Below are 21,537 nucleotides of genomic sequence, written 5' to 3'. Positions count from 1 at the left end.
TGTCACACCTCCGTCCGCAACAGCCGCAGATAGACGACCGAGAACAGGGATCCGACCAGCAGCAGGAGCAGGGCCACCGCGGTGCCGTACCCGATCATGCTGTTCTGGAAGGCCTGTTCGTACATGAACAGGGGCAGGGTCTGGCTCCTGTTTCCCGGCCCGCCCCGGGTCATCACCCAGATCAGCCCGAAGACGGACAGCGTCTGGAGGGTGTTGAGCATGAGGTTGGTGGCGATGGACCGCCGGATCATCGGCAGCGTGATGTGCCAGATCCGCCGCCATCCGCCGGCCCCGTCGACCTCGGCGGCCTCCGTGATCTCGGCGGGTATCTCGTCCAGCGCGGCGGAGTAGACGAGCATCGAGAACGCCGTACCGCGCCAGACGTTGGCGAAGGACACGGCGAGGATCGGCAGCGTGAACAGCCAGTTCTGGCGCGGCAGATGCAGCCAGTCCAGGATGGCGTTCAAGGTGCCCTCCCGCCGGAAGAAGGCGTACAGCAGGAACCCGGCGACGACTTCCGGCAGCACCCAGGCGGTCACGACCACCCCGCCGGTGAGGGTCCGCACCGGCTTCGAGGCCCGCTTCATCAGCGCCGCGAGGGCCAGCCCCAGGGTGTTCTGCCCGACGAGCGAGGACAGCACGGTGAAGACGAGGGTCAGCCATACGGCGTTCAGGAACTCGCCGTCCTGGAAAGCCCGGCGAAAGTTGTCGAACCCGACGAAGGAGGCGTGCGCCTGCCCCGTCAACTGCAGGTCGGTGAAGGCGAGGTAGACGCAGTAGGCGATGGGCCCGGCCAGGAAGAGCAGGATGAGGACGACGGCGGGGGCGAGGGGGAGCGCCCGGGTGACCCGGCGGTACCGCCTCACCTCTGGACCACTTGGCCGCCGGTGACGTCCTTGAGCGTCGCGTCGTACGTACGCGCCGCCTGCTGCGCGGACGCGTCACCGGTGGTCACACTCTCCATCGCCTCCTGGATCGCCGTCGACACCTTCGGATACGCCGGATAGGCGGGCCGGTAGTGCGTGGCGGACACGAGATCGGTGAAGAACCTGATGCCGGGCTGGGCGGTGGCGTACGAGGGATCCGCGGCGACGTCCTTGCGCACGGAGATCCCCGAGTTGGCGATGTACCACTTCTTGGCGTTCGCCTCGGTCTGCATCGTCCTGATGAAGTCGAAGGCGAGGCCGGGGTGGCCGGCCTTGGCCGGGATCGCCCAGGTCCAGCCGCCGGACATGCTCACCTTGCCGGGCGCCTGACCGTGCTGCGTGGGCATGGGGGCGAGGCCGAGCTGCCTGGACCAGTCCGGCCATTCACGCCCGCTGCCCGGCAGCCAGGTCTGCGGCAGCCAGGAGCCGTCGAGGTCGATGCCGAGCTTGCCCTGGGGGAGCAGTTCGCCCATGACGGTGGTGGTGTAGTTGGGATCGAGGGCGTCGGAGACGTCGGGCCCGAGTCTGTCCTTGTAGACGGTCTCGACGAACTTCAGCGAGTCCGTGAACCCCTGGCTCCCGGTGATCCACTTCTTGCTGCCGCCGTCGTACAGGGGATCGGACTTTCCGTCCCCGGTCCCGTAGAGCAGCATCTCCATGGTCTGCATGGTGGAGCGCTCACCCGCCGGTTTGCCGGTGTAGACGTTGAGCGGGGTGACGCCGGGGACCTTCTGCTTGATGGTGCGCGCGGCGGCGAGGACGTCGTCCCAGGTCTTCGGCTGCCAGTCGAGCGGCAGCCCGGCCTGCCTGAAGATCCGCTTGTCGAACCACAACCCCCGGGTGTCGGTCCCGTCCGGAACGCCGTACGTCTTCCCGTCCTGCCCCTGGGCAGCGGCCTTGGCGGTGTCGATGAACTGCCCCCAGTCCGGCCACTTGGCGAGGTAGGGATCGAGAGGCCTCAAGTACCCGCTGGTGATGTCGGAGTTGATGAGGAAGGTGTCCTCGTAGACGAGGTCAGGGGCGGTCCTCGGCGACCGCAGCATCTGCTGCAGCTTGGTGTAGTACTCGGAGTCCGGGGCCTTGATGGGGACGAACTCGACCTTCTTCCCCGGGTACTTCTTCTCGAACTCCTTCTTGATCCCGGCCAGATAGGTGTCCATCACCTTGACCGAGTTGTCCATCGACTGCTTGTAGGACACCTTGACCGTGTTCGGACTGCTTCCGGAACCGCTGCCGCAGCCGGTGAGAGCCGTGGCGGCGAGGACGGCGGTGAGGAGCGCGGAGAGGGCGGCGGTGGGGCGCACGGGCATGACCTCCTGGGCGCACGTGGGGGTGGCCTTGGGTGGTTGCCGTGTGAAGGTAAGAGGAGTGGTCTAGTCAGGTCAATGAGTGTGCGCGGGATTGGTGCGTCACCGCCCCTGCACCACCCACCGGTACACCAGCTCCGGCCTGCCCACCTGCCCGTACAGCGGACTCCGGCCCGCCCGGCCCGCCGCCACCAGGTGCTCCAGATACCGTCGGGCCGTGATCCGGGAGATCCCCACCGTCTCGGCCAGCGCGGCCGCGGTGAGCCCCTCGGAAGCCTCCCGCAGGGCCCCCGTCACCCGCTCCAGCGTCGGCCCGCTCAGCCCCTTGGGCAGCGCTGCGGGCGACGGCGCGCGCAGGGCCGCCAGTGCCCGGTCGACCTCGTCCTGGCCGCTCGCCTCGCCCACGGCCGCACGGAACTCGGCGTACCGGACCAGCCGGTCCCTCAGCGTGGCGAAGGTGAAGGGCTTCAGCACGTACTGGACGACGCCCAGGGAGACGCCCTCGCGGACCACCGCCAGGTCCCGGGCCGACGTCACCGCTATGACGTCCGCGTGGTGCCCGGCCGCGCGCAGGGAACGGGCCAGCTGCAGCCCGTGCACATCCGGCAGGTGCAGGTCGAGGAGCAGGAGGTCGACGGGGGTACGGTCCAGGAAGCGCCGGGCCTCCGCGCCCGTGTGCGCCTTGCCGACCGCGACGAACCCCGGCACCCGGCCGACGTACATGACATGCGCGTCGGCGGCCACCGGGTCGTCCTCCACCACCAGGACGCGGATGGGCTGCTGCTCGTTCGTCATCTGCCGCCACCCGTGGGTGTACGCAGCGGCAACCGCACCTCGAACACCGCTCCGCCCTCGCCATCCTCGTCGGACTCCGCCACCGTCAACGTGCCCTCGTGGCGGCTCACCGCCTGCCGGACCAGGGCCAGCCCGAGACCCCGACCGCCCGGACCGGCCGGCTTCGTCGAGAACCCCCGCTGGAATACCAGGTCGGCATGGGCCGGGTCGACCCCCGGACCCGTGTCCGACACTCGCAGGACCACCTCGGTGTCCGAGGCGTACGCGGTCACCGTCACCCTCGCCCGTACGCTGCCCTGCGCCGCGTCCACCGCGTTGTCGATCAGGTTGCCGAGGATGGTGACGAGGTCCCGCGCGGGCAGGTCGTCCGGCAGCAGGCCGTCGTCCAGCCGGCTGTCCGGGGAGACCACCAGCTCCACGCCCCGCTCGTTGGCCTGGGCCGTCTTGCCGAGCAGCAGGGCGGCGAGCACGGGTTCGCCGACCGCCGCGACCACCTGGTCGGTCAGCGCCTGGGCCAGCTCCAGTTCCGCCGTGGCGAACTCCACCGCCTCCTCGGCCCGGCCCAGCTCGATCAGCGACACCACCGTGTGCAGCCGGTTGGCGGCCTCGTGCGCCTGCGAGCGCAGCGCCTGGGTGAAGCCGCGCTCGGAGTCCAACTCGCCCATCAGGGACTGCAGTTCCGTCACGTCGCGCAGCGTGACCACCGTGCCCCGGCGCTCTCCGCCCGACACCGGGGAGGTGTTCACCACCAGCACCCGGGCGGCCGTCAGGTGCACCTCGTCCACCCGGGGTTCCGAGGACAGCAGCGCGCCGGTCAGGGGGGCGGGCAGGCCCAGGTCCGCCACCGAGCGGCCGATCAGCTCCGTGTCCGGAGCACCCAGGCCCAGCAGCTCCCGCCCGCCGTCGTTGATGAGGGCCACCCTGTACTGCCCGTCCAGCATCAGCAGGCCCTCGCGGACCGCGTGCAGCGCCGCCTGGTGGTAGTCGTGCATCCGGCTGAGCTCGGTGGCGTTCATGCCGTGGGTGTGGCGGCGCAGGCGCGCGTTGATCACGTAGGTGCCGACCGCGCCGAGCAGCAGGGTGGCGCCGGCGACGCCGAGCAGGGCGGTGACCTGGTCCTGCACCCGGGCGCTGATCGCCTCGACCTTGATCCCGGCGCTGACGAGGCCGATGACGCGGCCGTTCTCCTCGACCGGGGTCACCGCGCGGACGGAGGGGCCGAGGGTGCCGGTGTAGGTCTCGGTGAAGGTGTGGCCGTGCACGGCGGGGCCGATACGGCCGAGGAAGCGCTTGCCGATCTGGTTGCGGTCCGGGTGGGTCCAGCGGATGCCCTCCGGATTCATGATCGTCACGAAGTCGACGTCCGCGTCCCGCATGACCTGCAGGGCGTACGGCTCCAGGGCCGTCGTGGGGCGGGAGGTGTGGATCGCCGAGCGCACCGAGGGGGCGTCCGCGATCGAGCGGGCCACCGCGGTGACCTGGCGGACCGCCGCGTCCTCGGCCTGGTGCCGGTCGCTGACGTAGGTGAACAGCGCGTACCCGGCCACGACCACCGCTATCAGCACCGCCTGCATGGCGAACAGCTGGCCGGCGAGGCTGCGGGGCCGGGGGAGGGACGGGAGGCGCATGTCAGCAGTGTGCCTCTCCGGTTAAGCGTGAACTAAATGAACGGAAGGGTGACCGCCCTCACAGGTCGGGAGATAGTCACGGCATTCCCCAAACAACGCCCGGACGTGAGCCGCACGCCGGTTGTTCGCCGACGAAGACGTCAAGGAGGGCAGTCGTGGCCGCCACTACCCCCGATACGGCACCTGCCGCACCCCGCGTGAAGCGGGACCGGACCCATTACCTGTACATCGCCGTCATCGTGGCGGTCGCGCTCGGCATCGCCGTGGGCCTCATCTGGCCCGACGCCGCGGTCCAGCTGAAGCCGCTCGGCACCGGATTCGTGAACCTGATCAAGATGATGATCTCGCCGATCATCTTCTGCACGATCGTGCTCGGGATCGGATCCGTACGCAAGGCCGCCAAGGTCGGCGCCGTCGGCGGTATCGCCCTCGGCTACTTCCTGGTCATGTCGCTGGTCGCCCTGGCCATCGGGCTGGTGGTCGGCAACGTGCTGCACCCCGGTGACGGGCTGCACCTGACCAACGCGATCAAGCAGACCGGCCACGCCCAGGTGTCCAGCGACGCCCTGCCGCCGGTCGACTTCGTGCTGTCGATCATCCCGACCACGTTCGTCTCCGCCTTCACCGAGGGCCAGGTCCTCCAGACGCTGCTGGTCGCCCTGCTCGCCGGGTTCGCGCTGCAGGCCATGGGCTCGGCCGGGCAGCCGGTGCTGCGCGGCATCGAGCACATCCAGCGGCTCGTCTTCAGCATCCTGTCGATGGTCATGTGGGCCGCGCCGATCGGCGCGTTCGGCGCCATCGCGGCGGTGGTCGGCTCGGCCGGCATCGACGCGCTGAAGAGCCTCGCCGTGCTGATGCTCGGGTTCTACATCACCTGTGTGCTGTTCGTCTTCGTGGTGCTCGGCCTGATCCTCCGGGTCGTCGCGGGCCTGAACGTCTTCTCCCTCTTCAAGTACCTGGGGCGGGAGTTCCTGCTGATCCTGTCGACCTCCTCCTCCGAGTCCGCGCTGCCGCGGCTGATCGCGAAGATGGAGCACCTGGGCGTCAGCAGGCCGGTCGTCGGCATCACCGTGCCGACCGGGTACTCCTTCAACCTCGACGGCACGATGATCTACATGACCATGGCGTCGCTGTACATCGCGGACGCGCTGGGTACGCCGATGTCCATCGGCGAGCAGATCCCGCTGCTGCTCTTCCTGCTGCTGGCGTCCAAGGGCGCGGCGGGTGTCAGCGGCGCGGGGCTCGCCACCCTGGCCGGCGGTCTGCAGTCGCACAAGCCCGCGCTGGTCGACGGGGTCGGGCTGATCGTCGGCATCGACCGGTTCATGAGCGAGGCGCGGGCGCTGACGAACTTCGCGGGGAACGCGGTCGCCACGGTGCTGATCGGTACGTGGACCAAGGAGATCGACAAGGTCCGGGTGCGGCAGGTGCTGGCCGGTGAGCTGCCGTTCGACGAGACCACGCTGATGGACGAGGGCCGGGGCTCGGTTGCCGATGTTCCTGAGCCGCGGGAGGGAGAGCTGGCCAAGGCCTAGGCGTCTGCGGGGATCTGCCGGTGCGCGGGCGCGGGTCTGATGTGGCTTGTCGCGCAGTTCCCCGCGCCCCTTACGGGGCGCAGTCCCTCCGCCTCGCTGAAAAAGCGCACCCAATACTCCGGATGTCCGGCCCCGCCTGAACCCGGGCCGGGCATCCGGAACCGCCGCCGGGCGGTTGAGGTTCCCCCGTACCTCAGCCGCCCGGCTTCTCGCGTTTCTCCTCGCTCACCCTGGCCACCAGCGCGGTGGCCGTCGAGGCGGGTACGCCCGCCGCGGTCAGGACCGTGACCGTGGCCGAGCGGCCCGCCTCCTGTGCTGTCACGAGGCCGTCGTTCACCGCCTCCATCACCGCGAACAGCAGCTGCTCGTGCACGTACGCCAGCGCCGGCGCCGGCAGCGGGGAGCTGAACACACCCTCGTCCAGGCCCTGTTGGAGCAGCCGGACCTTGGCGGCGCGCAGCGGGGCGAGGCGTTCGCGGATGCCCTGGACGGTGACCGTGCGCTGGGCGAGCGCGATCAGCAGGCGGTAGCGGTCGGCGGTCGCCCAGATCGCGAGCACCGAGCGGGCCACCGCCTCCACCGGGTCCGCCACCCCGGCGCGTACCTCCGCGTCCGCGTCCGTCAGCGCCTGCACCGCCTCGTCGACGAGGGTGCTGATCAGCGCCTCGCGGCTGGGGAAATGGCCGTACACCGTCCGCCGTACGACCCCCGCGGCGCGCGCGATCTGGTCCATGGAGGCGTCGGGGTCGCGCAGCAGTTCGGCGAGGGCGACGTCGAGGATGCGGCGCCGGTTGGCGTCGGCGCGGCTGGTGTTACCCGTGGTCATGGCCGACATTGTGCCCTCCCCGGTCGACTTGCACAGCACTGTGCAATGACGTACATTGCACAGTGTTGTGCAATTGCACGGTGCTATGCAAATCCACTCCGTCCGTCCCGTCGCGCACCGAGGAAGGCGACCCCTGCCATGCGACTCGTCATGACCGAACCGGTCGAGAAGATGGAGCGCCCCTACGCCCGGCGCTGGTGGGCACTGCTCGTGCTCTGCCTGAGCCTGCTGATCATCGTGATGGCGAACACCGCTCTCACGGTCGCCGCGCCCGACATGACGAAGGACCTCGGGCTCTCCAGTGCCGACCTGCAGTGGGTGATCGACGGTTACACCGTCCCCTACGCCGCCCTGATGCTGCTGCTCGGCGCCATCGGCGACAAGTACAGCCGGCGCGGCGCCCTCGTCCTCGGCCTCCTCGTCTTCGGCGGCGGTGCCGTCTTCGGCTACCTCGCCGACAGCGCGGCGACCGTCATCGCGGCCCGCGCCGTGATGGGCGTCGGCGCGGCGCTGATCATGCCCGCCACGCTCTCCCTGCTCGCCGCGACCTTCCCGCGCGCCGAGCGGGCCAAGGCGATCACGCTGTGGACCGCCACCGCCGGCCTCGCCATCGCCGCCGGCCCGGTGGTCGCCGGCGCTCTGCTGCGCGACCACGGCTGGTCCTCGACCTTCCTGATCAACGTGCCCATCGCGGCCGTCGCGAGCGTCGCCGCCTTCGTCCTGGTCCCGCCCTCCAAGGCCGGTCACCACGACCGCATCGACTACGTCGGCGGACTGCTGTCGGTGATCTGGACCGGCTCGCTGGTCTACATGATCATCGAGGGCCCGCACTTCGGCTGGGGCGTCAAGGCCGTCACGGCGGCGGTGGTCGCGGGCATCGGCCTGGTCGCCTTCGTGGCCTGGGAGCTGCGCCACCCCCGACCCATCCTCGACGTGCGCCGCTTCACCACCCGCCGCTTCGCCGGCTCCAACCTCGCCGTCGCCCTGTTCTTCCTGGCCGTCTTCGGCGCCTTCTACTACCTCACGCAGCACCTGCAGTTCGTCCTCGGCTACGACGCCCTGGAGACCGGCGTACGCATGCTCCCGCTGGCCGGCGCGGTCTTCGTCGGCTCGGCGCTGACCGGCTGGCTCACCCCGCGCGTGGGCATGAAGTGGACCGTCACGGCGGGCATGATCGGCGGTACGACGGCCCTGGCGCTGCTGACCCGGGTCGACGGGGCCTCGACCTACACCGACTTCCTGGCCCCGCTGATCATCCTCGGTCTCGCCATCGGCCTCGCGCTCTCGCCCTGCACCGACGCCATCATGGGCGCCTTCCCGGAGTCCGAGCTGGGCGTCGGCGGCGCGGTCAACGACACCTCGCTGGAGCTCGGCGGCTCCCTGGGCATCGCGATCCTCGGCTCGCTGCTCGCCACGTCGTACGGCAACCACCTGAGCGACGCCACCGCCGGCAGCAGGCTCCCGGCGAGCGCCCTGGACACCGCCCGGGACTCCGTCGGCGCCGGGTACGCCGTCGCCCAGGGCATCGGCGACAAGGCGCACGCGCTGGCCGCGCAGGCGGCCCACGCCAAGGACCCCCAGCAGGCCGCACAGCTCAAGCAGCAGGCCGCCGAACTCGCCACGGGCGCCGGGCAGATGGCCGACGCGGTCGGCTCCTCCTTCTCCTCCGCCGTCGCCCACACCAGCCTGGTCGGCGCGGTGGTCCTCGGCATCGGCACGGTCCTCGTGGGCGTCCTGCTGCCGCGCCGTGAAGCCGCCGCGCCGGAGGTGAAGACCGAGGAGAAGGAACTGGTGGACAGCTCGGTCGGCTGACCGTTTCCCGCCTCCATCCGCTAACGTGCCGCTCCGGACCGACCGGAACGGCACGTTCGTGCCCGGCGTCCGTACAGGTGAATCAGTAAGTGCGATGGAGGCACGGGGGATGAAGATCGACTGGGACCGGCGGACCTGCGCGCGCAAGGGCCACATCACGTACGCGCCGGACGACCCCCGGCTGCGGGTCCGGCTGCACGCCGAGACCGCGCTCGGGGAGGTGTGGCGCTGCCTGCGCTGCGGTGACTTCGTGCTGGGTGAGCCGCACGGCTCCGGCCCGGCCGCCGACGCGCCGCTCGTACCGCGCGGCAAGGTGCTCCGCGACCTGTTCATCCTGCGCTTCCTCGCGATCGAGCGGGCCGTGCGCGGGGTGTTCATCGTGCTGGTCGCGGTGGCGGTGTGGAAGTTCAGCAACAGCCAGGACGCCGTGCGCAAGCTCTTCAACGAGAACCTGGACGTCTTCCGCCCGGTGTTCCGCCACTTCCACTACGACCTCGACCACTCCCCGGTCGTCGGCTCCATCCAGAAGGCGTTCGGCTACAAGCACAACACCCTCCTGCTGGTCGCCGCCCTGCTGCTCGCCTACGCGCTGATCGAGCTGGTCGAGGCGGTCGGCCTCTGGTACGCCAAGCGCTGGGCGGAGTACCTGACGGTGGTCGCCACCGCCGCCTTCCTCCCCCTGGAGATCTACGAGCTCACCGAGAAGGTCAGCTACCTGAAGATCGCCACGCTGGTCCTCAACATCCTCGCCGTCCTCTACATCGCCCTGGCCAAGCGCCTGTTCGGCCTGCGCGGCGGCCGCCGCAAGTTCGAGGAGGAGCGCCACAGCGCCTCCCTGATGGAGGTGGAGGAGTCGGCGGGGGTGACCGTGTGACGTCCGCCGGGACCGAGGACGGCCGCCGCCTCCCGCCGGCCCTGGCCGAGGTGGCCCGCGTGGAGTTCGCGTACGACCACGGCGACGGCGTCGACTTCGAGCCGTACGACGCCTTCGACTCCGCCGAGGACACCACCGACTGGCTCCGGCGGTGGACCGGCAACCCGGAGGCCGACGGCGGCGCCTACCGGGTCTTCGGCAAGCACGGCACCGGTGGCCTCGCCGCGGTGTGGTGTGTCCGGCCGGGGCGGACCCTGCCCGAGCAGCCGGTGGTGTTCCTGGGCTCCGAGGGGGAGGCCGGAGTGGTGGCCGGGAACCTCTCCGACTTCCTGTGGGTGCTGGCCGACGGCTACGGCCCACGGGAGGCCCTGTGGCCCGAGGAGGAGTGGACGGCCCGCCCCGACGCCGTACTGGCGGACCTCGCCACCCGGCACGCCACCACCCCGCGCCGCCCGGCCCCGGAGATCGTCGCCGCGGCCGCGGCGGAGTTCCCTTCCTTCGCCGGGGAACTCGACCGGCTCTGCCGCTGAGGAGTCCCCCGGTCACCCGCCGGACGACCGCTTGCCTTGACGCCGACGTCAACCCCTACGGTCGTGGGCATGCGAATCGGCGAGCTGGCCGCACGGGCCGGGACCACCACCCGCACCCTGCGGTACTACGAGGCACGCGGGCTGCTGCCGGCGCGGCGCGACGGCAACGGGCACCGCCATTACGACGAGGGCGATCTGCGGCTGCTGGAGCAGATCCGGACCTTGCAGGACTTCGGCTTCGAGCTGGAGGAGACGCGGCCCTTCGTGGAGTGCCTGCGCGCCGGGCACCCGGAGGGCGACTCCTGCCCGGCCTCGCTCCAGGTCTACCGGCGCAAGCTGGGCGAGCTGGACGCGCTCATCGGGCAGCTGCAGTCCGTGCGGGAGACGGTCGCCGGGCAGCTGCGGCGGGCCGAGCTGGCCCGGGACGCGCTGGCCGCCGAGGCGCTGGTTCCGGGAGGTCCGGAGCCCGTGTGCGAGCTGGGAGGGCTTTCGCGATGAGCTTGGTGAGCGGACTGGACGAGGTGACGGACGCGGATTTCCAGGCGGAGGTGATAGGCGCCGGCCTTCCGGTCCTGGTGCAGTTCACGGCGGACTGGTGCGGCCCGTGCCGGCAGCTCGCGCCGGTGCTGAAGGACATCGCCTTCGAGGAGGGCGACCGGCTGAAGGTCGTACAGCTCGACGTCGACCGCAATCCGGAGACGACGGTCGCCTACGGGGTGCTGTCCACGCCGACCCTGATGGTCTTCCGGGACGGTGAGCCGGTGCGGTCCATGGTCGGGGCGCGGCCCAAGCGGCGCCTCATGGAAGAGCTGGCCGACGTGCTGTAAGGCGCGGCCGCCCATCAAAAAATCCCCTGAGCAATTGCGCTCGGGGGATTTCTGTGCGTATATTCAGTGGTTCGTGACTTCATTTACAAGAAGCCACGGAGAAGTTCACTGGGCACAGTATATCCGGGCGGGAGCGGAATTGTCAAACACCGAATTTCCGAACGATGAATTGCGGCGCGAGCAGGAATTCATCGACGGACTGTACGCGCGCGTGGACGTGCTGCGCGGCGAGGCCGCGACCTCGGTCGCGGACGCGCTCGCCCAGGGCGACAAGCCCATGCAGGCCCGGCTGGAGCGGGACATCCTGGTCGCCGAGCGCTCGGGGCTGCTCGCCGCGCTGAACGCCGTCGACGGCTCGCTCTGCTTCGGCCGGATCGACCTCGCCGACGGCACCGCCCACCACATCGGCCGGATCGGGCTGCGCGAGGACGACGCCGAGCGCACCCCCGTCCTCATCGACTGGCGGGCCGACGTCGCCCGCCCCTTCTACCTGGCCACCGGTCACACCCCGATGGGCCTGCGCCGCCGCCGGCACATCAGCACCGAGGGCCGCACCGTGACCGCCCTGCACGACGAGATCCTCGACCTCGGCGACGCCACCCGCACCGGGTACGAGGACCACAACGGGGATGCCGTGCTGCTGGCCGCGCTGAACTCGGCGCGCACCGGCCGGATGACCGACATCGTGCAGACCATCCAGGCCGAGCAGGACCGGATCATCCGGGCGCCGCACCGGGGGGTGCTGGTGGTCGAGGGCGGCCCCGGTACCGGGAAGACGGCGGTCGCGCTGCACCGCGCCGCCTACCTCCTGTACGAGCACCGCGAGCTGCTGGCCCGCCGGGCCGTGCTGATCGTCGGCCCCAACCCGGCCTTCCTCGGCTACATCGGCGAGGTGCTGCCCTCCCTCGGCGAGACCGGGGTGCTGCTGGCCACGGTCGGCGAGCTGTTCCCCGGGGTGAAGGCCACCGCCACCGACACTCCCGAGGCGGCCGCCGTCAAGGGCCGCGCCGGCATGGCCGACGTGCTCGCCGCCGTCGTACGCGACCGGCAGGCCCTGCCCGACCCGGTCATCGCGATCGAGCACGACCGCGAGGTGCTGATGCTCGACGACGGCCTGGTGAGCGTCGCCCGCGAGCGCACCCGCGCCGCGAAGCTGCCGCACAACGCCGCCCGCGAGTACTTCGAGGGGCACATCCTCAACACCCTCACCGAGCTGTACGCCGAACGCGTCGGCACCGATCCGTACGACGGCAGCAGCCTGCTCGACGCCTCCGACATCACCCAGATCCGCGACGAGCTCGCCGAGAATCCCGAAGTCTGGGGCGCGATCGACCAGTTGTGGCCCCGCATCACCCCGCAGCGGCTGGTCGCCGACTTCCTCGCGGAGCCCGACGGCTACCTCCCCGAGGAGGACGCCGCCGCCATCCGCCGCCCGGTGACCCGGGCATGGACCGTCGCCGACGTCCCCCTGCTGGACGAGGCGGCCGAACTCCTCGGCGAGGACGAGCGCTCGGCACGGGCCCGTGCCGAGCGCGAACGAGAGACCCAGATCGCCTACGCCCAGGGCGTGCTGGACGTCTCCTACGCCTCCCGGACCTACGAGTTCGAGGACAAGGAGGACGGTGACCCGGACGCGTCCGAGGTGCTGTCCGCGCACGACATCATCGACGCCGAACGCTTCGCCGAGCGGCACGAGGAGGCGGACCACCGCAGCGCCGCCGAGCGCGCCGCGGCCGACCGGACCTGGGCGTTCGGGCACATCATCGTGGACGAGGCGCAGGAGCTGTCGCCGATGGCCTGGCGGCTGCTGATGCGGCGCAGCCCCACCCGCTCGATGACCCTGGTCGGCGACCCCGCCCAGACCGCGGAGGCGGCCGGTGTCGGTTCCTGGGCGGACATCCTCGCCCCCTATGTGGAGGAACGCTGGGAGCACACCCGCCTCGGCGTCAACTACCGCACCCCGGCCGAGATCATGGACCTGGCCGCGGCCGTGGTCCGCGCCCAGAACCCCGATTTCGAGCCACCCAGCTCGGTCCGCTCCACGGGCGTACGGCCCTGGGTGCGGCGGGCCGACGGCGACCTGCCCGAGGCCGTGGCCAAGGCGGTCGCCGAACTCACCCCGGCCGAGGGCCGGCTGGCGGTCATCGCCCCGCGCGCGCTGCACCGCCGGCTGGCCACCCGGCTGGACGGCGTCACGGCGGGCGCCGAGCCCGACCTGACCCGCACGGTCGTCCTCCTCGACCCCCGCCAGGCCAAGGGTCTCGAATTCGACTCGGTCCTGGTGGTGGAGCCGGGCGGCTATGGCACCAGCGACCTCTACGTCGCCCTGACCCGCGCCACCCAGCGGCTCGGGGTGCTGTACACGGACGAGCTCCCCCAGGCGCTGGCCGCGGGCGTCACCGGGCCGTAGCGGGACTCCCGTCGGGCGACGGCGGCGGGTGGCCGGGGTGCAGCGGGGAGCACAGGGGCTCCCGCACACACGGCCGTGACACACGGGCGCGGAGCGCTGGGCACCGAGGCGCCGGTGCCCGGCGTGCCGTGGCCGTCGCCGGCCCGGGTACCTGTGACCCCGCACCGTACGAGCGCTAGGCAGGCCGCAGCCACACCGTCGCCAGTGGAGGCAGGGTCAGCCGGATGCTCGCCGGGCGGCCGTGCCAGCCCTGGGGCTCGGGTTTGATGATGTCGGGGTTGGTGACATCGCCGCCGCCGTACCGGGCGGCGTCCGTGTTCAGGGACTCGTGCCAGGCCGGTACGTCGTCCGGGACCCCGAGCCGGTAGTCGTGCCGGACGACCGGCGAGAAGTGCGACACCGCCAGCACGGGGGAGCCGTCGGCCGCGCACCGCAGGAACGCGAAGACGTTGTCGTCCGTCGCGTCCCCGATGATCCACTGGAAGCCCGCCGGGTCGGTGTCCCGCTGCCACAGCGCCGGGCTCGCCCGGTACAGCGCGTTCAGGTCCCGTACGAGATCCCGCACGCCCCGGTGGTCGGCCTCGGCGCCGTAGGACGGGTCGAGCAGCCACCAGTCCGGGCCGTGCGCCTCGGACCACTCGGCGCCCTGGGCGAACTCCTGGCCCATGAAGAGCAGTTGCTTGCCGGGGTGGGCCCACATGAAGGCCAGGTACGCGCGGTGGTTGGCGCGCTGCTGCCACCAGTCGCCGGGCATCTTCGACACGAGGGACCGCTTGCCGTGCACGACCTCGTCGTGGGAGATGGGCAGGACGTAGTTCTCGCTGTACGCGTACACCATCGAGAACGTCATCTCGTGGTGGTGGTACTTGCGGTGGACCGGCTCGTGGGCCATGTACTGCAGCGAGTCGTGCATCCAGCCCATGTTCCACTTCAGGCCGAAGCCGAGCCCGCCGAAGCCGCTCGGGCCCTTGTGGTGGGTGGGCCGGGTGACGCCGTCCCAGGCCGTCGACTCCTCGGCGATGGTCACCACACCCGGGCAGCGCCGGTAGACGGTGGCGTTCATCTCCTGGAGGAAGGCGACCGCGTCCAGGTTCTCCCGGTCGCCGTGCTCGTTCGGGGTCCACTGGCCCGGCTCGCGCGAGTAGTCCAGGTAGAGCATCGAGGCGACCGCGTCCACGCGCAGCCCGTCGATGTGGAACTCCTCGCACCAGTACACGGCGTTCGCCACCAGGAAGTTGCGCACCTCCGGGCGGCCGAAGTCGAACTCCAGCGTGCCCCAGTCGGGATGCGCGGCCCGCAGCGGATCGTGGTGCTCGTACAGCGGGCGCCCGTCGAACTCGGCCAGCGCCCAGTCGTCGCGCGGGAAGTGGGCCGGCACCCAGTCCATCAGCACCCCGATCCCGGCCTGGTGCAGCCGGTCCACCAGGTACTTGAAGTCGTCCGGGGTGCCGAGCCGGGCCGTCGGCGCGTAGAAACCGGTGACCTGGTAGCCCCAGGACCCGCCGAAGGGGTGCTCGGCGACCGGCATCAGCTCCACGTGCGTGAAGCCCATCTCCCGCACATAAGCGGTGAGTTGGTCGGCGAGCTGACGGTAGGTTAGGCCCGGCCGCCAGGAGGGCAGGTGGACCTCGTAGACGGAGAAGGGCGCCTCGTGCACGGGGAGGTCGGCCCGGTGCGCCAGCCACTCCGCGTCGCCCCACTCGTGCCGCGAGACGTCCACGATCGACGCCGTGGCGGGCGGCGCCTCGGTACGGCGGGCCAGCGGATCGGCGCGCAGGGTGCGCGAGCCGTCCGGGCGGGTGATCTCGAACTTGTACGCCTCGCCCGCGCCGATCCCCGGCACGAACAGCTCCCACACCCCGGAGGAGCCCAGCGAGCGCATGGGGAAGCCGGTTCCGTCCCAGAAGTTGAAGCCGCCCGCGATCCGCACGCCCCGGGCGTCGGGCGCCCACACCGCGAACCGGGTGCCGGGCACTCCCTGATGGCTGGTGACATGCGCGCCGAGCGCCTGCCACAGCTGCTCGTGCCGGCCCTCGCCGATCAGGTGCAGGTCCAGCTCGCCCAGGGTGGGCAGGAAGCGGTAGGGGTCCTCGGTGTCCAGGACGTTCCCCTCGTACGCCACCAGCAGCCGGTACTCCGGTACGTCACCGAACGGCAGCAGGCCCGAGAAGAACCCGTCGCCGTCGCCGTGCAGCTCGGCCCGCACCTCGCCGGTGACGACCGTGACGGACAGCGCGTACGGCCTGAAGACCCGGAAGGCCACGCCGCCGGGCACCGGATGGGCCCCCAGGACGGAGTGCGGGTCGTGATGGGTTCCCGTCAGCAGCCGCGCGCGGTCCTCGGGTGCGACGGCGGCCCCCGGCCGCGCCCCCTCCGCGACGCTGTCGTGCCTGGGCACCTGCTGCTTCGGGACCGTCTTCTCCCTGCTCTTGGTGTGCTTCTTGCCCTTCGGTGTCACGGACGAGCCTCCTGGGTCTTCACGCGGCGAGGCGACGGATCGCCGAGAGCGGTACGGGCAGCCAGTCGGGGCGGTGGCGGGCCTCGTAGACGGTCTCGTAGACCGCCTTGTCGGTCTCGTAGGCCCGCAGCAGCACCGGATCGGTGCGCGGATCGCGGCCGGCCACCTCCGCGTACCCCGAGCAGTAGGCGGACCGGCACACGCGCGCCCAGTCCGGCGCGGGCGGGGTCACGGAGTGGGCCGCGTAGTCGAAGGAGCGGAGCATCCCCGCGATGTCCCGCACCGGCGGCTGCGGCATCCGCCGTTCGGCGGGCGGCCGGGCCGGCTCGCCCTCGAAGTCGATCAGCGACCACTCCCCGGAAGGGGAGCGCAGGCACTGGCCCAGGTGCAGATCGCCGTGTATCCGCTGCGCGGTCCAGGTACGGCCCTCGGTGGCGAGCGACGCGAGCGCCGAGTAGGCCGAGCGCAGTCCGTCCTCGTACGGCCGTAGGGAGGGCACCGCCTGGACCGCCGCCTGGAGCCGCTCGGTCATCCCGTCGGCCAGCGACTGCAGCTGCACATGGCCGAGGGTGACCGTCGGCAGGGCGTGGGCGAGCGCGGTGTGCACCTCGGCGGTGGCCCGGCCCAGTGCCCGCGCCTCGGCGGCGAAGTCCTCGCCCTTGGCCAGCTCGCGCAGCGCCAGCTCCCAGCCGTCGCTCGCCCCGCTCACGAAGGGCTGGAGCACCGCCAGCACATACGACTCCTCGTCCAGCTCGGCGTGCAGCCAGGCGGTCGGCGCGGGCACCCGGGGGCAGCCCTCGCGGGCCAGCGCCAGGGGTATCTCCAGGTCGGGGTTGACGCCGGGCACCACCCGGCGCAGCAGTTTCAGGATGAACGTATCGCCGTAGACGATCGACGAGTTGGACTGCTCGGCGGTCATCAGCCGGGCCACGAGACCCTCGCGGATCTCCTGGCGCGGGTCCCGCTCGAAGCACAGTCCGCCGATGCGGGCCCGGGTGCGCAGGGCCTCCAGGAGCACCTCGGCGGGCCGGGGGTCGTACAGGGCCTCGTACACCGTGCGTCCGGCGAGCGGCCCGTCCTGCACATGCCCGATCAGCGCGGGCGCCAGCCGGGGCGGCAGCGCCTCGCGCACGCCTATGAGCAGCTGGTAGCAGTCGCCCGGGTGGGTCTCGGCGCCGAGCGCGGACGGCTGGTGGACGCGCAGCAGCAGGTGGTACAGGCCCAGCCGGCCGTCGGGCGGCAGCAGTTCGGTGACGGCCACGGGGGTGAACCCGGTGACCGGGCGCCCCTTGCCGGCGAACCAGCGCTGCCTCGGCAGCCACTCACGCAACAAGGGGTCGAGCGAGGCGAGGAGAGGAACGGTGGTGCTGGAAGAGGTGACCGTTTCCGCCATGGGCGTCACGTCCTTTCCCCGGGTCGTCGGGGTGTTACTGATGCGTGCCCCGGGTGGGGCGGTGGAAACCGCCCCACCACAGGGGTCTAGACCGACTCCCTCCGCAGCCGGAACCAGTAGAAGCCGTGCCCCGCGAGGGTGAGCAGGTACGGCAGCTCGCCGATCGCGGGGAAGCGGACACCGCCGAACAGCTCGACCGGGTGCCGCCCGCCGAACCGGCTCAGGTCCAGCTCCGTGGGCTGTGCGAAGCGGGAGAAGTTGTGGACGCAGAGGACCAGATCGTCCTCGTACTCCCGCAGGAAGGCGAGCACCGCCGGGTTGGTGGACTGCAGCTCGTTGTAGGACCCCAGTCCGAAGGCAGGATTCTGCTTGCGGATCTCGATCATGCGGCGGGTCCAGTGCAGCAGGCTGGACGGCGAGGACATCGACGCCTCGACGTTGGTGACCTGGTAGCCGTAGACCGGGTCCATGATCGTCGGCAGATAGAGTCGCCCCGGGTCACAGGACGAGAAACCGGCGTTGCGGTCGGGGGTCCACTGCATGGGGGTGCGGACGGCGTCGCGGTCGCCGAGCCAGATGTTGTCGCCCATGCCGATCTCGTCGCCGTAGTAGAGGATCGGCGAGCCGGGCAGTGACAGCAGCAGGGCGGTGAACAGCTCGATCTGGTTGCGGTCGTTGTCGAGGAGCGGGGCCAGGCGGCGCCTGATCCCGATGTTGGCGCGCATCCGTGGGTCTTTCGCGTATTCGGCCCACATGTAGTCGCGCTCTTCGTCGGTGACCATCTCCAGGGTCAGCTCGTCGTGGTTGCGCAGGAAGATGCCCCACTGGCACTTCGACGGGATCGCCGGGGTCTTGGCCAGGATCTCCGAGACCGGATAGCGCGATTCACGCCGTACGGCCATGAAGATGCGCGGCATGACCGGGAAGTGGAAGGCCATGTGGCACTCGTCGCCGCCGGAGGAGTAGTCCCCGAAGTAGTCGACGACGTCCTCGGGCCACTGGTTGGCCTCCGCCAGCAGCACCTTGTCGGGGTACTGGGCGTCGATCTCCTTGCGCACCCGCTTCAGGAACTCGTGGGTCGCCGGCAGGTTCTCGCAGTTGGTGCCCTCCTGCTGGTACAGGTACGGCACGGCGTCCAGCCGGAACCCGTCGATGCCGAGATCCAGCCAGAACTTCAGCGCGGAGATCATCTCCTCCTGCACCGCCGGGTTCTCGTAGTTGAGGTCCGGCTGGTGCGAGAAGAAGCGGTGCCAGTAGTACTGCTTGCGTACGGGGTCGTACGTCCAGTTGGAGGCCTCGGTGTCGACGAAGATGATCCGGGCGTCCTGGAACTGCTTGTCGTCGTCGGCCCAGACGTAGTAGTCCCCGTACGGACCGTCCGGATCCCGCCTGGACTCCTGGAACCACGGGTGCTGGTCGCTGGTGTGGTTCATGACGAAGTCGATGATCACGCGCATGCCGCGCTGGTGGGCGGCGTCCACGAACTCCACGAAGTCGGCGAGGTCACCGAACTCCGGCAGGACGGCGGTGTAGTCGGAGACGTCGTAACCGCCGTCCCTGAGGGGCGACTTGAAGAACGGCGGCAGCCACAGACAGTCCACGCCGAGCCACTGCAGATAGTCCAGCTTGGCCGTCAGACCCTTCAGGTCGCCGATGCCGTCGCCGTTGCTGTCCTGGAAGGAGCGGACCAGGACCTCGTAGAAGACGGCGCGCTTGAACCACTCCGGGTCCCGGTCCCTCGCGGGAGTGTCCGTGAAGGTGTCCGGAACGGGCTCATTGACGATCATATTGTGGGTGACCCTCCGATCTGCGGGTTGGACGGTCGCAGGACGGTGAGAACGTGCGCGGGCCTGTGGCCCGGTTCGAGGCGCACATAGTTGGCCCTGCCCCAGTAGTAGGTCTCGCCGGTGAGCTCGTCGCGCACCGGCACGGACTCGTGCCAGTCCAGGCCGAGTTGCGGCATGTCCAACGAGACCGTGGCCTCCTGGGTGTGGTGGGGGTCGAGGTTGGCGACCACGAGAACCGTGTTCGATCCGCTCCGCTTCGAGTAGGCGATCACCGCCTCCTTGTCGGTGTGGTGGAAGTGCAGATCGCGCAGTTGGCGCAGGGCCGGACTGCTGCGCCGGATGGTGTTGAGCCGGGTGATGAGCGGGGCGATGGTCCGGCCCTCGCGTGCGGCCGCCTCCCAGTCGCGTGGCCTGAGCTGGTACTTCTCCGAGTGGAGGTACTCCTCGCTGCCCTCCCTGAGCGGGGTGTTCTCGCACAGTTCGTAGCCGCTGTAGACGCCCCAGGTGGGGGAGAGGGTCGCGGCGAGCACGGCCCGCACCTCGAAGGCCGGGCGCCCGCCGTGCTGGAGGTAGGCGTGCAGGATGTCCGGGGTGTTGACGAAGAGGTTCGGCCGCATGTAGGCCGCCGCCTCCCCCGACAGCTCGCCCAGGTACTCGGTCAGTTCCTGCTTGCTGTTGCGCCAGGTGAAGTACGTGTACGACTGCTGGAAGCCGATCTGGGCCAGGGTGTGCATCATCGCCGGCCGGGTGAACGCCTCCGCCAGGAAGATCACGTCCGGGTCCGTGCCGTTGACCTCGGCGATGACCCGCTCCCAGAAGACGACCGGCTTGGTGTGCGGGTTGTCGACGCGGAAGATCCGCACGCCGTGGTCCATCCAGTGCCGCAGGATCCGTACCGTCTCGGCGACCAGGCCGTCCATGTCCGCGTCGAAGGCGATCGCGTAGATGTCCTGGTACTTCTTCGGCGGGTTCTCCGCGTACGCGATCGTGCCGTCGGGCCGGTGATGGAACCACTCGGGGTGTTTCTGCACCCAGGGATGGTCGGGGGAGCACTGGAGGGCGAAGTCGAGGGCGATCTCCAGGCCGTGGGAGCGCGCCTGGGCCACGAACCAGTCGAAGTCCTCGATCGTGCCCAGGTCCGGGTGGACGGCGTCGTGGCCGCCCTCGGGGGAGCCGATCGCCCAGGGCACGCCCACGTCGTCCGGCCCGGCGGTGAGCGTGTTGTCGGGCCCCTTGCGGAAGGTGGTGCCGATGGGGTGGATGGGCGGGAGGTAGACGACGTCGAAGCCCATCTCCGCGATCGGCTTCAGCCGGCGCGCGGCCGTGCGGAAGGTGCCGTGCGGCTGCTCGGGCGTGCCCTCCGAGCGCGGGAAGAACTCGTACCAGGAGCCGTACAGGGCGCGTTCGCGCTCCACCAGCAGCGGCATCGGGTCGGAGGCGGTGACCAACTCCCGCAAGGGATGGCGGGCCAGCAGGTCCTGCACCTGAGGTGCCAGCGCCGCCGCGAGGCGCCAGGCGGCGGGGCGGTCGTCGTCGCGCAGGGCCGCCACCGCCTCGTCGAGGACGGGCCGTTGGCCGTCCGGGACTCCGGCGGCGGCGCGCTCGTACAGCCGCGCGCCCTCCTCCAGCACCAGCTCGGTGTCGATGCCCGCCGGGATCTTGATGCCGGCGTGGTGCCGCCAGGTGGCGACCGGGTCGGACCAGGCCTCCACCGTGTACGTCCAGCGGCCGGGCTCGCCCGCGGTGACGGTGGCGCCCCAGCGGTCGGTGCCCGGCGCGAGTTCACGCATCGGCGTCCAGGGTCCGGGCCGGCCGGCCGGATCGCGCAGCACGACGTTCGCCGCGACGGCGTCGTGCCCCTCCCGGAAGACGGTGGCGGACACCTCGAACGACTCACCGGTCACCGCCTTGGCCGGCCTGCGCCCGTGCTGGACCACGGGCCGTACGTCGAGGACGGGGATACGGCCGAGCGTGGCCGCCCCGGAGACGGCTGGGGGATCGGCGGGGCCGCCCGGCGGGCCGGGCGGGCCGGGCAAGTCGGCGACGGCCTTCACCGCCTTCTTGCCCGTTGTCTTCTTGGCAGCTGCCTTCTTGGCCGTTGTCTTTTTGGCCGTTGTCTTCTTGGCCGGTTTCTTCGCGGCCTTCGCTGCAGCTGCCGTGGTGTCGCTGCTGTTCGGGGGTGCTGACGAATGGTGCGTGGCGGGCATGACCGCTCCTGTCCGCGTCAACGTGGGTGTGGGCGGATGGATATGGGGAGGTGGGTCCTGCGGAGGTGCTGTGGGACGCCTGTGGGGCCGTACCGGAGGAGCCTTCCCACCCTGTTCGGGTGGGCAATCCGGAACTTTGTTAACTACTCCCGCGTATGTCCACCCACAAGACCGGCCCCCTTTTTCCGGGTGCCCGCGCGCCGCTCCTTGACGCCCCCGACA

16 protein-coding genes are annotated in these 21,537 nt (G+C 70.8%); 7 read left to right on the top strand and 9 right to left on the bottom strand.

Translation table 11 applies throughout. From position 1 onward, the window contains the following. Positions 1-2: 2 nt before the first annotated feature. The 4 genes from FB563_RS07110 to FB563_RS07095 all read right to left on the bottom strand — a co-directional run bounded on the left by FB563_RS07110 (position 3) and on the right by FB563_RS07095 (position 4,656). Positions 3-866, bottom strand: a complete 864-nt coding sequence (locus tag FB563_RS07110) for a carbohydrate ABC transporter permease (protein WP_055704809.1) — start codon at positions 864-866, stop codon at positions 3-5. Continuing rightward, on the bottom strand, positions 863-2,236 hold the full coding sequence (locus FB563_RS07105) for an extracellular solute-binding protein (protein WP_107100539.1): 1,374 nt from the start codon (positions 2,234-2,236) through the stop codon (positions 863-865). The genes FB563_RS07110 and FB563_RS07105 overlap by 4 nt, the downstream gene beginning before the upstream one ends. Before the next feature lie 99 nt (positions 2,237-2,335). Continuing rightward, positions 2,336-3,028, bottom strand: a complete 693-nt coding sequence (locus FB563_RS07100) for a response regulator (RefSeq protein WP_055704808.1) — start codon at positions 3,026-3,028, stop codon at positions 2,336-2,338. Beyond that, positions 3,025-4,656, bottom strand: a complete 1,632-nt coding sequence (locus FB563_RS07095) for an ATP-binding protein (RefSeq protein ID WP_055704807.1) — start codon at positions 4,654-4,656, stop codon at positions 3,025-3,027. The genes FB563_RS07100 and FB563_RS07095 overlap by 4 nt, the downstream gene beginning before the upstream one ends. A 155-nt stretch (positions 4,657-4,811) precedes the next feature. On the opposite strand from FB563_RS07095, the gene FB563_RS07090 reads away from it, so the two are divergent. Continuing rightward, positions 4,812-6,191, top strand: coding sequence for a cation:dicarboxylate symporter family transporter (locus FB563_RS07090; protein WP_055704806.1), 1,380 nt, complete (start codon positions 4,812-4,814; stop codon positions 6,189-6,191). Positions 6,192-6,384: 193 nt separating this feature from the next. Here the strand turns inward: FB563_RS07090 and FB563_RS07085 are convergent, their stop codons facing one another. Next, positions 6,385-7,026 carry a TetR/AcrR family transcriptional regulator gene (locus tag FB563_RS07085; protein WP_055704805.1) on the bottom strand — a complete coding sequence of 214 codons (642 nt, stop codon included), beginning with the start codon at positions 7,024-7,026 and terminating at the stop codon, positions 6,385-6,387. A gap of 129 nt (positions 7,027-7,155) precedes the next feature. Between FB563_RS07085 and FB563_RS07080 the strand changes: the two genes are divergently transcribed. The 6 genes from FB563_RS07080 (at position 7,156) to FB563_RS07055 (ending at position 13,470) form a co-directional block, all read left to right on the top strand. Further along, a complete protein-coding gene (locus tag FB563_RS07080) occupies positions 7,156-8,829 on the top strand; it encodes an MFS transporter (protein WP_055704804.1) in 1,674 nt (557 codons plus the stop codon). A gap of 109 nt (positions 8,830-8,938) precedes the next feature. Next, positions 8,939-9,703 carry a DUF2127 domain-containing protein gene (locus FB563_RS07075; RefSeq protein WP_055704803.1) on the top strand — a complete coding sequence of 255 codons (765 nt, stop codon included), beginning with the start codon at positions 8,939-8,941 and terminating at the stop codon, positions 9,701-9,703. Then, positions 9,700-10,233, top strand: a complete 534-nt coding sequence (locus FB563_RS07070) for a hypothetical protein (protein WP_055704802.1) — start codon at positions 9,700-9,702, stop codon at positions 10,231-10,233. The genes FB563_RS07075 and FB563_RS07070 overlap by 4 nt, the downstream gene beginning before the upstream one ends. Before the next feature lie 69 nt (positions 10,234-10,302). Next, positions 10,303-10,731: a MerR family transcriptional regulator gene (locus FB563_RS07065; protein ID WP_055704801.1), complete on the top strand. Its 429-nt coding sequence runs from the start codon at positions 10,303-10,305 to the stop codon at positions 10,729-10,731. Further along, complete coding sequence (trxA, locus tag FB563_RS07060; RefSeq protein ID WP_055704800.1) at positions 10,728-11,060, top strand: thioredoxin; 333 nt, start codon at positions 10,728-10,730, stop codon at positions 11,058-11,060. Before FB563_RS07065 ends, trxA begins: the two co-directional genes overlap by 4 nt. A 169-nt stretch (positions 11,061-11,229) precedes the next feature. Then, on the top strand, positions 11,230-13,470 hold the full coding sequence (locus tag FB563_RS07055; RefSeq protein ID WP_199832744.1) for a HelD family protein: 2,241 nt from the start codon (positions 11,230-11,232) through the stop codon (positions 13,468-13,470). 175 nt (positions 13,471-13,645) lie between these two features. Here FB563_RS07055 and glgB read toward each other — a convergent pair whose 3' ends face one another. The 4 genes from glgB to FB563_RS07035 all read right to left on the bottom strand — a co-directional run bounded on the left by glgB (position 13,646) and on the right by FB563_RS07035 (position 21,315). Continuing rightward, the gene (gene glgB, locus FB563_RS07050; RefSeq protein ID WP_055704837.1) at positions 13,646-15,868 is read right to left on the bottom strand and encodes a 1,4-alpha-glucan branching enzyme; all 2,223 of its coding nucleotides are present in this window, start codon (positions 15,866-15,868) and stop codon (positions 13,646-13,648) included. Between the two features lie 79 nt (positions 15,869-15,947). Further along, complete coding sequence (locus FB563_RS07045) at positions 15,948-17,321, bottom strand: maltokinase N-terminal cap-like domain-containing protein (RefSeq protein WP_055704799.1); 1,374 nt, start codon at positions 17,319-17,321, stop codon at positions 15,948-15,950. 86 nt (positions 17,322-17,407) lie between these two features. Beyond that, positions 17,408-19,108 carry a maltose alpha-D-glucosyltransferase gene (gene treS / locus FB563_RS07040; protein ID WP_055704798.1) on the bottom strand — a complete coding sequence of 567 codons (1,701 nt, stop codon included), beginning with the start codon at positions 19,106-19,108 and terminating at the stop codon, positions 17,408-17,410. Beyond that, the gene (locus FB563_RS07035; RefSeq protein ID WP_167528469.1) at positions 19,105-21,315 is read right to left on the bottom strand and encodes an alpha-1,4-glucan--maltose-1-phosphate maltosyltransferase; all 2,211 of its coding nucleotides are present in this window, start codon (positions 21,313-21,315) and stop codon (positions 19,105-19,107) included. Before FB563_RS07035 ends, treS begins: the two co-directional genes overlap by 4 nt. Positions 21,316-21,537 lie beyond the last annotated feature (222 nt).

The sequence above is a fragment of the Streptomyces puniciscabiei genome (assembly GCF_006715785.1).
Lineage (GTDB): Bacteria > Actinomycetota > Actinomycetes > Streptomycetales > Streptomycetaceae > Streptomyces > Streptomyces puniciscabiei.
This window is presented reverse-complemented; position numbering and strand designations above follow the sequence as displayed.